A 13,399-nucleotide genomic window follows, 5' to 3' on the forward strand; every position below is an offset into this window, starting at 1 on the left:
ATAAAGGATGATTAGGGAAGTTAAATGAACAAGGTACTTGTTGCAGGTTTAGTAGTTGCAGTTGGCGCTGCGGGTTATGCAGGTGGTGTGGCATGGACTGCCGGTAAAGTAGATGAAGCTTTTGTTGCGCAAATGGAGCAGCTTAGTGAAGCCTATGCCGGACAGGCGGAAATTGGTTACAAAGGTACCGCCGGTGCATTTTCTTCTGAATATCAGGTAAGTGTGAAAATTCTGGAAATGCCGGAAGATCTTGTCGCTGATATAGGTACTTCTGAGCTGTTGCTGGATGTGAATTTCAAGCACGGTTTCCTTAACAGTACCAGTACTTCTATGCTGGCTGATACACAGCTGCGTACTGATCTGAAAGAAATTCAGGCAGATGCTAATGAAGAGTTTTTAACCTCTGAAACCCGCTATAGCTATGACCTTAGCAGTCAGCAGGTTGCGGTAGATGGTGATTTTCAGCTGGCTGCGCTGGGTTACAGTGAAGCCGGTGAAAGCTTTAAACTGGCCGCATCTGATGGTGCCTTCAGCCTGATGGGCAACGACTTTGATGTCAGCCTGAATGTTGGTGAACTTAAGATAAATACCAACGACGGTAATATAAACCTAACAGGTGTGACACTGGCTGAATCTGGTACGTTGTATGCCGAAGATCCTGTCATGACTACTGCTTTTGATTTGCTGGTAGCTGTAGATAGCTTCAGCTTTGAAGATGCTGAGCGGACCATGAATATCACTGATTTCAAGGTTGTTGCTGATCAGAAAACTGAAGGTGACCGCACGCTGATTGGTGTGGGTTACGGTGCGAAAGAAATTCTGATGCAAGGGCTTGAACTTGAAGAAGCTGTTAGTTTTGCACCGAACATGCATTTTGTCCTTGATGTTGATTTTACAGCGATCTACGAACTGACTAAGCAGATTGCTGATCTGCAGCGGCAGAACCCTGCTCAGCTGGAAGATCCGTTTGTCATGATGGGCATGATGGGTGGACTGACAGGTAAAGGCCTGGGACTGGAAATTGATGACCTGTCTATCGGCCTTAAAGGCAGCAAAGTATCAGCAACAGCTGATCTGGATATGCAGCCGTTTACGATGCAGGAAGCAATGATGCAGCAGCAGGCGTTGTTACAGAAAGTTGATCTGGATGCGCAGCTGGTTATTCCTACCGAGTTGCTGGATGCCATTGCGACACTGGATCCTGAGTTTGATCCTTCTGTACTGGATGTGGCTGTTATGCAAGGCATGCTGGTTCAGGATGATCAGGGCTACCGTGGTGAACTGACGGTTAAAGATGGACAGGTTGTACTGAACGGCGTTCCACTTCCGTTATAAAATTGCCGTTATAAGCAATTTATTCTGTTGCAGGTGTGGCGTGTTGCCCTTAGGGGGATAGATGTCGCACCTGCAGTTATACAGCCTTCTTCTGTTGCGGTATTATGTCTGCCGCTTTTCCGATACCTCCTGATGAATATCAGGATATCGATGCAAAGCCTGTATCAGAGGCCCTTAAACGGTCTTTGTTTTTATATGAACTTTGTTTTATGTGAATAAGTGGCTTACCAAACCTATGTTACTGCTGATCGACAACTACGATTCCTTTACGCATAACGTTGCACAGTATTTTGGTGAACTTGGGGCTGATGTCCAGGTACACCGGAATGACGAGATCAGCATTGCTGAAATTGAAGCCTTGCAGCCTGAGCAATTGGTTATCTCCCCTGGTCCCTGTACACCGAATGAAGCCGGTGTATCTGTTGCTGCGATGGACTATTTTGCAGGTAAGTTACCCGTCTTTGGTATTTGTCTGGGTATGCAAAGTATGGGGCAGGCATTTGGTGGTAACGTTGTGCGTGCCCGTCAGGTGATGCACGGTAAAGTGTCTAAGGTTTATCATAATGATTGCGGTGTTTTCGAAGGCCTGGCGAACCCTGTCAGAGTAACCCGTTATCATTCATTAGTAGTGGAAAAAGATTCACTGCCGGACTGTCTGGAAATGACCGCCTGGACGCAGCTGGATGACGGCAGCGTTGATGAAGTCATGGGGTTACGGCACCGTACTCTGGATATCGAAGGGGTGCAATTTCACCCTGAGTCTATTCTGACCGAGCAAGGTCATGATTTAATGGCAAACTTTCTTAAGCGCCGTGGCCCGTCCACGGCGGCTGCAGAACAATAATTTTTACGAAGGAAGCCGACATGGATATTAAACAAGCTCTGGCGGTGGTTGCTGAACAGCAGGACCTGTCGACCGAGCAGATGCAGGCGGTTATGAATCAGATCATGACCGGTAATGCCAGTGACGCTCAGATCGGCGCGTTGCTGATGGGTCTGCGCATGAAAGGTGAATGTGTCGGTGAGATTACTGGCGCCGCAGACGCTATGCGCAAGCTGGCTACACCTGTACATATTCAGGCAGCTAAAGCTGTGGATATTGTTGGTACCGGTGGTGATGGTTCTAATCTGTTTAACGTGTCCAGTGCATCTTCTATTGTTGTGGCTGCTGCTGGTGGTAATGTTGCTAAACATGGTAACCGCTCGGTATCTTCCAGTTCCGGTGCGGCGGACTTGCTGGAAACAGCTGGTCTGAATCTGGAGATTAATCCGGAGCAGGTTGCCCGCTGTATCGATGAGATTGGTGTGGGCTTTATGTTTGCGCCACAGCATCACAGCGCAATGAAATATGCGATCGGCCCACGTAAAGAAATGGGCCTACGTACTTTATTTAATATTCTTGGCCCGCTGACTAACCCGGCGTCTGCCCGGCATTATTTGTTGGGTGTATTTGATAAGTCTTTATGTCTGCCAATGGCTCAGGCGCTTCAGGCACTGGGTGCCTCGCATGCGCTGGTTGTGCATGCGGCTGACGGACTTGATGAAATCAGCCTGGCAGAGCAAACCTTTGTTGCAGAGCTGAAAGACAACCAGATCAGTGAATATACAATCAGTGCTGCTGATGGAGGTCTGGAGGTTCAGTCTTTAGACGGTCTGCAGGTGAATGGTTCTGATGAGAGCCTGGCACTGATTAATGCAGCCTTTGCCGGCGAAAATATGAAGGCAGTGGATATGATTGCACTGAATTCAGGTGCTGCACTTTATGCCGCTGATCAGGCTGATAGCCTGGCTGCGGGTGTTGCGCTGGCGAAGCAAACAATTCTTGAAGGTAAGGCTGCGGCGAAGCTGCAGCAACTGGCCGAATTCACGCAAAGTTTTAAGGGCGAGTAATGAGTCATCCTGATACCCCGACTATTTTAAAGAAAATCATCGCACGTAAGCACGAAGAAGTTGCTGAGCGTCAGGCGAAGGTTTCGGTTGAACAGCTGAAAGCAACAATTGCTGAACAGCAGGGCAGTGATTTTGATCCGCGAGGCTTCGTGGCGAATATGCAAAAGGCGCTTAGCGAAGGTCGTTCTGCGGTGATTGCTGAAGCTAAGAAGGCTAGTCCTTCTAAAGGTGTGATGCGGGATCCCTTCGTACCGGCTGATATTGCTGCTTCATACGAGGCCGGTGGCGCGAGCTGCCTGTCGGTGCTGACAGATGCGGATTTCTTCCAGGGCAGTGAAGAGTATCTGATGCAGGCCCGCGCGGCTTGTGCTTTGCCGATTATCCGTAAAGATTTCATCGTTGATACTTATCAGGTGTATGAAGCGCGGGCGATAGGTGCAGACTGCATTTTACTTATTGCAGCTTCCCTGAACGATGCGCAGATGCGCGAACTGAATGATCTTGCGATTGAGCTTGGCATGGATGTACTGATTGAAGTACATAACCGTGAAGAGCTACATCGTTCATTGCCACTGAATAACACTCTGGTAGGTATTAATAACCGCAACCTGCATACCTTTGAGGTAACGCTGGAGCACACTTACGAGCTGCTGGAAGAGATTCCGCAGGACCGTATCGTTGTGACTGAAAGCGGTATTCTTAACCAGCAGGATGTTCAGGACATGCGCGCTAAGCAAGTGAACAGCTTTCTGGTGGGTGAAGCCTTCATGCGGGCTGAAGATCCGGGTACTAAACTGAGCGAGCTGTTTGCTTGATCTACGGAAAACAGCGACGCTGAAAATTAATTTTCATAAGAAGTATAAAAATCATGCAAGCAAAAGTTAAATGGGACGGTGACGTCCGTTTTAAGGGTACTACCGGTTCTGGCTATGATCTGACTCTGGATGGCGAACTGAAAGCTGGCCCGCGTCCAATGGAATTGATTCTGATTGGTTTGGGTGGCTGTACCTCTTATGATGTGGTCGGGATTTTGAAGAAAACCCGTCAGGACGTTGTTGATTGCGTTGCTGAAATTGAAGCTGAACGTGCCGATGAAGTACCTGCTGTATTCACTAAAATCCACGTTAAGTTTGTTGTCTCTGGCCGCGGTTTGAATGAAAAGAAGGTTGAACGTGCAGTTAAGCTGTCAGCTGAACAGTACTGCTCGGCATCTTTGATGCTGGAAAAAGGTGGCGTAGAAATTACTCACAGCTACGAAATTATCGAAGTTGAATAATTAAGCGTTGAAAAGTATTCAGCGATAGAAAAAAAGATAGAAACTGTGCGGCTAAGTTAACTGCCGTGCAGTTTGTTGTTATCGGTTAGTCGGAGACTGGCTGCATGCGATACGGACAGATTCATACACCCTCCCTGTTTAAAGCCTTAGTGCTGCTGATTCTGCTGGCACAGGTGGCACTTGTACGTGCCGAAGGTTCTAAAGTTTATCTGCTTGGTAATATCACGATTCGTGGCACGCCTGTGACACTTTCAGTGTTGTTACATGAACGAAAAATTACTGACCTTGCTGACTGCGAAGCGTTTTTACAAAAGAATGCCCGTGGCTCTGTGGCTGATCAGCAGCTTTACCGGCACCATATCCGGCAGCAGAAAGCGGGTATTACTCTAAAGCCTTACTACCGCTGTATTGAGTCAGAACAAGATATAAGCCGCTGGGATTCGCGGGGGTTTTATAAGTACATCTATCTGGTGGATATGCGTAACGGTCTTAGTTTTACCCGTTTTGAAGATACTAACAGTTGCTGGGCGGCGATGCGTAATGAGTCGGATAAACACTCTGAAAGTTTGTTTTGTACCAAGATGAACCAGACGATCAGTGGTGCTTGATCTGCACGCTGATGTGCTGATGAATCTGGTTGCTAATGTATCTGTTCATTTTTCTGTCGTACAGGCAGGTTTTACGACCTGTTTTCCGGGCAGAATATTCTGCTCAAGTATGTTGTTCTTGCTGTTTCTAAATCCTGTGTATGAAAACTGCACAATGGATTGTTTTTATTCCTGATTGGCGTATAATTTCGCCTCCCTTCGACCGTGAGTCGGAGTGGAATCAACTTTAACTCCTTGCTTCCAGCCGTTTACGATACGGGTTTGGGGGCTGTTTAAACCGTAAGGAGCAATTAATGCGTCATTACGAAATCGTTTTTCTGGTTCACCCTAACCAGAGTGAACAGGTTCCAGCTATGGTTGAGCGTTACACCAAGCTGATCGAAGAATCTGAAGGTCAAATCCACCGTCTGGAAGATTGGGGCCGTCGCCACCTGGCTTACCCAATTAACAAGATCCATAAGGCACACTACGTTCTGATGAACGTTGAATGCGAACAGGAAACTCTGGACGAGCTGACCAACATCTTCCGTTACAACGATGCGGTTATCCGTAACATGGTTGTACGCCGTAAGGAAGCTGTATCTGAAGTATCTCCTATTAAAGCTGCTGAAGGCCGTGAAGAGCGTCGTCCACGTCGCGAAGACAAGCCTGCTGATGCGCCTGCACCTGCTGCTGAAGAAGCACCAGCTGCTGCAGAAGAAGCTGCTGCCGAGTAATCGGTCTAATAACATTTATTATTGAGGAGATATATCATGGCTCGTTTTTTCCGTCGTAGAAAATTCTGCCGTTTTACCGCTGAAGGTGTTACTGAGATCGATTACAAAGATCTGGACGTCCTGAAAGGTTACATCACTGAAACCGGTAAAATCGTTCCTAGCCGTATCACTGGTACTAAGGCTCGCTACCAGCGTCAGCTGGCGACTGCTATCAAACGCGCTCGCTACGTTGCACTGTTGCCTTACACTGATGCTCATCAGTAAGCATAACTGCTACTGATTGATTGGTTTAGAGCGACAATCCGTAAGGATTGTCTAGCTAGAATTCAGAGCTGTTAGCAGCTCGTAAGATATAGAGGTTTGCGAGATGGAAGTAATCCTACTCGAGAAAGTTGGCAAACTGGGCGGCCTGGGTGACAAGGTAAACGTTAAGGCTGGTTTCGGTCGTAACTACCTGATGCCTTTCGGTAAAGCTGTTCCTGCAACTGCTGTCAACCTGGAAACATTTGAAACACGTCGTGCTGAATTAGAGAAAGCTGCAAGCGATAAGCTGGTTGCTGCTCAGGCACGCGCTGAAGAACTGAACGAAGTTGAACTGTCTGTTGTTGCTAAAGCTGGCGACGAAGGCAAGCTGTTCGGTTCTATCGGTACTAACGACATCGCAGATGCAATTTCTTCTGCTGGTATCGAAGTAGCGAAGAGCGAAGTACGTCTGCCAGAAGGTGCTATCCGCGCTACTGGTGAGTACAGCGTTGCTATTCAGCTGCACCCAGAAGTAACTGCTACTGTTGGTATCGTCGTTGTAGGCGAATAATACCTGTTGCAGTCATCTGATATTTCGATATCGGATGAGATAAAAAACACCGCGTAGTATTATATTGCGCGGTGTTTTTTTATGCCTGCAGGAACTGCTGCGGATTGTTACCGCAGTATTTGTTGCAGTGCATGGCTCACACGGGAATACTTGCCGTGTTAGAGTGATGAGCGATTCGAATTTATAGCAGTACTCATTTTTAACAGTACTCATTTATAGCAGTACTTATTTGTAACAGTACTATTTTTTAGAAGTGCTTTTTTAGAAGTACTAAAGAGGGCTGAGTGTGGAACATCTGGAATCAGGTTCGACCGAAGAACTAGCCGGGGTTAAAGTCCCGCCACATTCCCAGGAAGCTGAGCAGTCAGTGCTGGGCGGCATGATGCTGGATAATAATGCCTGGGATACAGTGTCTGAGATTGTTTTGGAAACTCAGTTCTACCGTCATAACCACCGCCTGATCTTCCGTACTATGGAAAAACTGGTTGCAGTGATGCAGCCAATCGATGTTGTTACCCTGTCTGAAGAGCTTGACCGTACTGCGAATCTTGAAGAAGCCGGTGGTCTTGATTACCTGATCGAGCTGGCCCGTAATACACCGAGTGCCTCGAACATTCGTGCATATGCTGAAATTGTTCGTGACCGGGCAATGCTGCGTCAGATGATTGAAGTTGCGAACGAAATTGCTGATAGCGCTTTCTTTCCGGATGGTCGCGCCAGTGACGATGTGCTCAGTGAAGCCGAGCAGAAAATTTTCCAAATCGCCGAAGAGCGGCCTAATGAAGGTGGTCCTGTTGGGGTGAATCCATTGCTTAAGAAAGCAGTGGATAAGATTGATGAATTATTTAACTCTGAAGGCAGTATGACCGGGGTAACAACCGGTTTTGAAGATCTGGATGGCGCCACTGGCGGTATGCAGCCTTCGGATCTGATCATTGTTGCGGCCCGTCCTTCTATGGGTAAGACAACCTTTGCCATGAACCTGGTGGAAAACGCACTGATGGCACAGGATAAGCCTGTACTGGTATTCAGTCTGGAGATGCCCGCAGATCAGTTGGTAACACGTATGTTGTCTTCTCTTGGCAGAATTAACCAGACTAAGGTGCGTTCCGGTCAGTTAGAAGAAGATGACTGGCCCAGGCTGACAACCGCCGTAAACCTGTTACGGGATAAGCCGCTGTTTATTGACGACACCGCCGGTATCAGCCCGACTGAAATGCGTAACCGTGCCCGCCGGATTGTGCGGGAACACGGTGATATCTCCATGATTATGATCGATTATCTTCAGTTGATGCAGATAAAAGGTGGTACCAGCGAAGGCCGAACAGCAGAAATCTCTGAGATTTCCCGTTCCCTTAAAGCACTGGCGAAAGAATTGGAATGTCCGGTAATTGCGCTTTCTCAGTTGAACCGTGCTCTGGAGCAACGGCCTAATAAGCGTCCGGTAAACTCGGATTTGCGTGAATCAGGTGCGATCGAGCAGGATGCCGATGTCATCATGTTTATCTACCGGGATGAAGTATATAACGAAGATTCGCCGGATAAGGGTATTGCTGAAATCATCATTGGTAAGCAGCGTAACGGCCCAATCGGTACAACCCGGCTGGCATTTATTGGTCAGTTTACTAAGTTTGAAAACCTGGCGCCGATGGCATATCAGGGATACGACGAGTAAGGTTTGAGCTTTATTGTAGACATTGAAACCCTGCACTTGCGGGGTTTTTTATGTTTGTAGTCTTTATGGAGAAGAGCTGCTTGTGAAGATAAGGCTGTGAAAAAACAGGCCGTGCTAAAGAGGGATTGATTGTCTCTGAGTATCTGTGAATACTGAGGCGCATAAATATCAGCTCACCAGGGAGTGAATATCAGATGGCAATTACACGGATTAATCAGTTTCAGGCATCTTCAGGTAATGAAGAAAATATGCAGTTGTTTTTGCTGTCGCTGGTGCCTTATATATCCGGCTCGCCTGGCTGTATTTCCTGCGAAGTACTGCGTAATGATGATAACCCTTCCCAGTGTATCGTGCTGGAGCGCTGGGAAAGCAAAGATGCTCATCGGGCTTCTGTTGCGAATTTTCCACAAAAGGATATGCATGCGGCAATGGTGTTGTTCACAACGTCCCCGCAAGGTTGGTATTACTCTCCAGTGGCTGAGCAGGCGGCTATTTAAAGCTTAAATCACTTGCCAGAGCCGTAGCAGGTATATACCGCCGCTGAGCGTCAGTACACAGCCCAGTGTAGTGGTCAGGATAATGTTGGCTGCCAGTTGGGCGTCGCCTTGCATTGCTTTGGCCATTACGAAGCTTGCCGCCGCAGTGGGGCAGGCATATAAGACCATCAGAATACCAATGTCCTGACCTCTGAAGCCGTAAATCCAGGCGATTAAAGTACCAATTACCGGAATGATAATCAGCTTAAGTGCTGTGGCCCAGCCTGCAGTGACTGAGCTGTTACGTAAGCTTTTCAGGTCCAGTGAGCCGCCAATTGCGAGTAATGCCAGTGGTAGCGTTAGGCTGGCAAAATAGTTACCTATAGCATCACCGACAACGGGCAAATGCCAGCCGTTATATGAAAATGGCATGGCAAAGACAACGGAAAGAATTAACGGGTTCGTGACGATATCCCGGAGGATATGCCAGGGGCTGACTTTTGCTCCCTGCTGAGGAAAGCTCAGTACCAGTACCGACAAAATGTTGTACAGCGGTATTACGCAGGCCAGGATGATAGATGCCTGTGCCAGACCAGGTTCAGCAAACATATTGAAGCATACCGCCAGACCAACAATGCCGAAGTTACCGCGAAAAGATCCCTGAACGAATACCCCTCGGGCACTGCCAGAAAGCTTCATCTTTGCGCTGAGCCACCACAGCAGATACACAGTGGCCAGCGTAAAGCCTATAAATAACAGTAACAGCTCAGGGTTAAATACGGCTTTGAAGTCTGTTCGGGAAATGCTCATGAAGACTAACGCTGGCAGCGTAATGGTGAATACCAGCTTGGAGGATGTGTTGACGAAACCTTCGTCAATAACCCGGTGCCGGCGCAGTAAGTGGCCGAGAAATACGATGAAGAATATAGGTACGACTATGTCGCTGGTAAACAGCAGCGTTTCAATATAGAGATTCAATGGGCTGCAACCTTCTTGTCAGAGCCTTTACAGAAAGGAAGCCGGGGCATTTCCCGGCCTGGATGATGATAACAGCTGGTTAGCTACACATGTAGTTTTGGATAGTCGAATATTTCCAGTGTGCCGCAGGATTCCGCCAGTTCAGTCCAGCAGGTAATACTCAGTGGAATATGCAGCAGACCGCAGGTTGGAAATTTCCTGAGGCGTTCGCCGGTCAGGTAAGTAGCGAGCAGTTCCAACGCTGGGTTATGTCCGACAACCGCAATATGCTTGTGAATATCACTCTGGCTTTGAAGCAGGTTCATTAGTGTTTCACTGCGCGCATGATAAAGCTCAGCAATGTTTTCAATCTCTTCCGGTGGGTAGCCTATGCCCCGGGCCAGTTGCACCGCTGTGTTAATTGCCCGGTTAGCACCGCTACTGATAATCAGGTCCGGACGTAGCCCCATTTTGCCGGCGCGGGATGCCAGGCCGGGTAAATCCCGCAGGCCTCTTTTGTTAAGGGGGCGGTCAAAATCTGCCAGCTGTGGATCTTTCCAGCTGGATTTCGCGTGTCGAACCAGAGTTAATTGCTTCATATTTGCTGCTCTCAATCGCTCACCGAAGTACTTTCCATACTAGTTAAGTCAGGCTGAAAAGCTATTAACTCAGTAGTTTTTTCGTGATTAATTGATTTAGCTTTGCTTTCTGACAGCACCTGGCGTAGCGCCGGTAATACTTTTGAATGCCTTGCGAAAAGCGACTTCAGAGTGGTATCCGCATTGCTCGGCTATGTCGGTAATACTCAGCTCAGAGGTGCGTAATAACTCACTGGCTTGCAACATTCGCCATTCAGCCAGGTAGCGCATTGGTGTTTTTGTTGTCAGATCACGGAACTGTTCAGCAAAGCCTGAGCGGCTCATACCGATTGTGTGGGCGAGGTTTTCGACTGACCAGTCTTTAGCCGGTTCTGCATGGATCAGTCCCAGTGCTTTACCGACTTTAGGGTGAAACAGTGCACTGAGGAGGCCTTTCTCCAGTCCGTTGCCAATCTGGCTACGCAAAATATGCACAAACAGGGTGTGAGTCAGATAATTAACTGATACCCGGGTGCCTGGTTCATTTGCTTCCAGTTCGCTGATGAGCAATTCCAGTAAGGCGCGGGTACTTTGCAGTTTATCTGGCTGACTGAGTTCCAGCACGATAACTTCCGGCAGGCTGTCGAGTAACGGCCAGGCGGCTTTATTCTCAAATTCAAAAAATCCACATGTCAGGCCTGTCAGCGGACCTTCATCAGGAAACTTACCGATCTTCTCCAATGTTTCTTCGACCAGATAGCGACTTGGACAGTTTTTCTCGCTGGAGAGCATGTGCTTACAGTCGCGGGGGAAAATCACCAGATCGCCGCGCTGTAACTCACGGGGTTCGGTGTCTGGCAAATGTAACCAGCTATTACCGTTATTCACAAAATGGAAAGGTACATGGCGACTGCCGGACGTATCGACGGCCCAGCAGCCCTGGAAATCTGTATGCAGATAGACCTCTGCCTTCAATCTGAGCCAGTGAAGAATGTCGCTTAAACCGTCTTGTTGCATATAGGTACTGCCGTAAATTTGGACGAATTGCTAATTATATTGGATTTTCTGGCATACATCGTCTTACTAAAGCTCGCTAAAGTAAAGCCATTCCTGCACGAGATGCTGGTAATCAGTAAGCGTGCTGAAAGGCATTCTTATAACTCAACTTTAGAGTAATTTTTTATAACAACCTCTTATAAAAACTCTTAAAAAAACCTTTTATAAAAAGGGTAAGGAAGACAAATGATGAGCATTTTTAAACGTATTACTTCAGCAATGGTGCTATTAGCTGCACTGATAGCTACACCATTCGCAGTGGCGGCAACACCTGAAGTTCGTGACGACGGTGTAACTGTTATCCACTTAGATCAGTATGGCGGTTATTTCTCCGCACATGAAACGGTAGCTGGCCTGAAGAAGGGTACCTACGAGTTTGTTGTAACTAACAAAGCTGACAAGCTGGTTGGTTTTCAGATTCAGAATAACAAGACCCACGAAGGTCTGGATATGTTCCCACTGGAGCCAGGCGAGCAGCGTATTTCCCGCGTAACAGTGACCGAAGACGGTATTCGTTTCCGCTGCCCAATTAATCCAACGCCTTGGTATGAGCTGGATAACATTAAGTAAGCCGGTTCACTAAAGCTTTAAGCATCGCAGCGCTATTCAGAATGGCGCTGCGTTTCTGTCTGGTATAGAGAGTGTTAGGGAGATTCATAATGGCCATTATCGAAGTTTACAGTAAAGATTATTGCCCATACTGCAAAGCTGCTAAGAGTTTGCTTGATCAGTTGGGCTGGCGTTACAAAGAGTATGAAGTGACCCAGGACTGGAAAAAGCGCCAGGAAATGATTCGTCGTTCTGGTCGTAAAACCGTCCCTCAGGTATTTATCGATGATAATCATATTGGCGGTTACGATGATTTTTCTGCGTATGTTCGCCGTCTGGCAAATGTCAGCTGAGAAAGCATCTGTTCAGCGTTTTTGATTTGCTTAAGCTGGCAGGTGTCGGCGAGTTTCTTCCTGTGTAATAGCAGTCACTGTCTGACATGAGTGGTTCCCCCATTGGATGACAGTATTTCAGATGCCGTGGTTTTGCTGCGGCATTTTTTTGTCTTTTATATGTAAGTATTAATTGTCATTGATGACCTGATTAAAGCTATCTGGTTAAGACACCTTGATTAAGGTGGTTTATTAATCAGTGGTTATGACTTTGGGGGCGATGGCAGAGAGGGGGGAGGGGAGAACCTCGATAATTCTGAATTAGTGTTGTCAGTATATGTGCTGCTAACAGCAGTTGTTCAGAGCTGATAGAGATCGATAAAGAAGTATGCAGTGATGGATAAGCTGGTAAAAATAATCAGTTGGCGGATCCGTTGTTGGGGGATTCGCCGTGACACCTGAGCTGCAACATAACCGCCCAATAATGATCCCACCAGTAAAATACTGCCTTCATACCAGACGATGGCACCGTCGTAGATAAACACTGCAATGGCAATGAGTGATACGCAGGAGGATATCAGCAATTTTATGCCGTTCATTGCGTTGATGTTGGTATGACCGATCAGCACCAGGTAGCTCAGGGCGATAATGCCCAGGCCTGCGTTAAAGAATCCGCCGTAAATACATACGCCCAGTAACAGTGCGCCGGAGCCAATAATCGCATGCCATTGTCGCTTATTATCGGCCGGGGATAACTTTCTGAGTAACTTGTTCAGCTGATTGCCGCTGATAAACAAAATGCTGGCAAATAGTAATAGCCAGGGGATGGCAGTTGAAAAACTGTCTTCAGGGGTTTGCAGCAGTAACCAGGCGCCAATGACACCGCCGATGAGACTCAGGCTAATGTATACCGGGAGCTGTTTCTTATGGGCGGTTAAATCATGTCGGAAGGCCCAGGTACCGCTCAGATACCCTGAGCAGGCAGCAAATGTATTGGTCGCGTTGGCACTGATTGGTGGTACGCCTACTAACAGTAAAGCCGGGAATGATATAAAACTTCCGCCGCCGGCTACGGCATTGAGCATGCCGCTGATAACGCCAGCGGCAAATAAGAGCAGTAGTTCAGTCAGGGGCATT

General features: G+C 47.6%; 17 protein-coding genes. 13 read left to right on the plus strand and 4 right to left on the minus strand.

From position 1 onward, the window contains the following. Positions 1–24 precede the first annotated feature (24 nt). The 11 genes from OCU49_RS04790 (at position 25) to OCU49_RS04840 (ending at position 8,811) form a co-directional block, all read left to right on the plus strand. Positions 25–1,335, plus strand: a complete 1,311-nt coding sequence (locus tag OCU49_RS04790) for a DUF945 family protein (RefSeq protein WP_261843845.1) — start codon at positions 25–27, stop codon at positions 1,333–1,335. Positions 1,336–1,570: 235 nt separating this feature from the next. After that, a complete protein-coding gene (locus tag OCU49_RS04795) occupies positions 1,571–2,179 on the plus strand; it encodes an anthranilate synthase component II (RefSeq protein WP_261845194.1) in 609 nt (202 codons plus the stop codon). Positions 2,180–2,199: 20 nt separating this feature from the next. Then, positions 2,200–3,225, plus strand: a complete 1,026-nt coding sequence (trpD, locus tag OCU49_RS04800) for an anthranilate phosphoribosyltransferase (RefSeq protein ID WP_261843846.1) — start codon at positions 2,200–2,202, stop codon at positions 3,223–3,225. Then, complete coding sequence (trpC, locus tag OCU49_RS04805) at positions 3,225–4,040, plus strand: indole-3-glycerol phosphate synthase TrpC (protein WP_261843847.1); 816 nt, start codon at positions 3,225–3,227, stop codon at positions 4,038–4,040. The genes trpD and trpC overlap by 1 nt, the downstream gene beginning before the upstream one ends. 53 nt (positions 4,041–4,093) lie before the next feature. After that, entirely contained in the window at positions 4,094–4,501 is a 408-nt protein-coding gene (locus OCU49_RS04810; RefSeq protein ID WP_261843848.1) for an OsmC family protein, read from the plus strand. 104 nt (positions 4,502–4,605) lie between these two features. Further along, the gene (locus tag OCU49_RS04815; RefSeq protein WP_261843849.1) at positions 4,606–5,109 is read left to right on the plus strand and encodes a hypothetical protein; all 504 of its coding nucleotides are present in this window, start codon (positions 4,606–4,608) and stop codon (positions 5,107–5,109) included. Between the two features lie 293 nt (positions 5,110–5,402). Beyond that, positions 5,403–5,825 carry a 30S ribosomal protein S6 gene (rpsF, locus tag OCU49_RS04820; RefSeq protein WP_261843850.1) on the plus strand — a complete coding sequence of 141 codons (423 nt, stop codon included), beginning with the start codon at positions 5,403–5,405 and terminating at the stop codon, positions 5,823–5,825. Positions 5,826–5,861: 36 nt separating this feature from the next. Beyond that, complete coding sequence (gene rpsR / locus OCU49_RS04825) at positions 5,862–6,089, plus strand: 30S ribosomal protein S18 (RefSeq protein ID WP_205659073.1); 228 nt, start codon at positions 5,862–5,864, stop codon at positions 6,087–6,089. A 103-nt stretch (positions 6,090–6,192) separates the two neighbouring features. Beyond that, a complete protein-coding gene (gene rplI, locus OCU49_RS04830; RefSeq protein WP_261843851.1) occupies positions 6,193–6,639 on the plus strand; it encodes a 50S ribosomal protein L9 in 447 nt (148 codons plus the stop codon). A gap of 295 nt (positions 6,640–6,934) precedes the next feature. Further along, positions 6,935–8,314 carry a replicative DNA helicase gene (gene dnaB / locus OCU49_RS04835; protein ID WP_446680424.1) on the plus strand — a complete coding sequence of 460 codons (1,380 nt, stop codon included), beginning with the start codon at positions 6,935–6,937 and terminating at the stop codon, positions 8,312–8,314. Positions 8,315–8,508: 194 nt separating this feature from the next. Further along, positions 8,509–8,811 carry a putative quinol monooxygenase gene (locus OCU49_RS04840; protein ID WP_261843853.1) on the plus strand — a complete coding sequence of 101 codons (303 nt, stop codon included), beginning with the start codon at positions 8,509–8,511 and terminating at the stop codon, positions 8,809–8,811. A gap of 3 nt (positions 8,812–8,814) precedes the next feature. Here the strand turns inward: OCU49_RS04840 and OCU49_RS04845 are convergent, their stop codons facing one another. The 3 genes from OCU49_RS04845 to OCU49_RS04855 all read right to left on the minus strand — a co-directional run bounded on the left by OCU49_RS04845 (position 8,815) and on the right by OCU49_RS04855 (position 11,342). Further along, positions 8,815–9,768, minus strand: a complete 954-nt coding sequence (locus OCU49_RS04845) for an AEC family transporter (RefSeq protein ID WP_261843854.1) — start codon at positions 9,766–9,768, stop codon at positions 8,815–8,817. Positions 9,769–9,851: 83 nt separating this feature from the next. Continuing rightward, positions 9,852–10,346: a SixA phosphatase family protein gene (locus tag OCU49_RS04850; RefSeq protein WP_261843855.1), complete on the minus strand. Its 495-nt coding sequence runs from the start codon at positions 10,344–10,346 to the stop codon at positions 9,852–9,854. Positions 10,347–10,442: 96 nt separating this feature from the next. Further along, a complete protein-coding gene (locus OCU49_RS04855; RefSeq protein ID WP_261843856.1) occupies positions 10,443–11,342 on the minus strand; it encodes an AraC family transcriptional regulator in 900 nt (299 codons plus the stop codon). Between the two features lie 225 nt (positions 11,343–11,567). Between OCU49_RS04855 and OCU49_RS04860 the strand changes: the two genes are divergently transcribed. Beyond that, complete coding sequence (locus OCU49_RS04860; protein WP_261843857.1) at positions 11,568–11,951, plus strand: hypothetical protein; 384 nt, start codon at positions 11,568–11,570, stop codon at positions 11,949–11,951. Between the two features lie 89 nt (positions 11,952–12,040). Next, positions 12,041–12,283, plus strand: coding sequence for a glutaredoxin 3 (grxC, locus tag OCU49_RS04865; RefSeq protein WP_261843858.1), 243 nt, complete (start codon positions 12,041–12,043; stop codon positions 12,281–12,283). A 338-nt stretch (positions 12,284–12,621) separates the two neighbouring features. On the opposite strand, the gene OCU49_RS04870 is transcribed toward grxC, so the two are convergent. After that, positions 12,622–13,398, minus strand: coding sequence for a sulfite exporter TauE/SafE family protein (locus OCU49_RS04870; RefSeq protein ID WP_261843859.1), 777 nt, complete (start codon positions 13,396–13,398; stop codon positions 12,622–12,624). Position 13,399 lies beyond the last annotated feature (1 nt).

This window comes from Aliamphritea ceti (assembly GCF_024347215.1).
Lineage (GTDB): Bacteria > Pseudomonadota > Gammaproteobacteria > Pseudomonadales > Balneatricaceae > Amphritea > Amphritea ceti.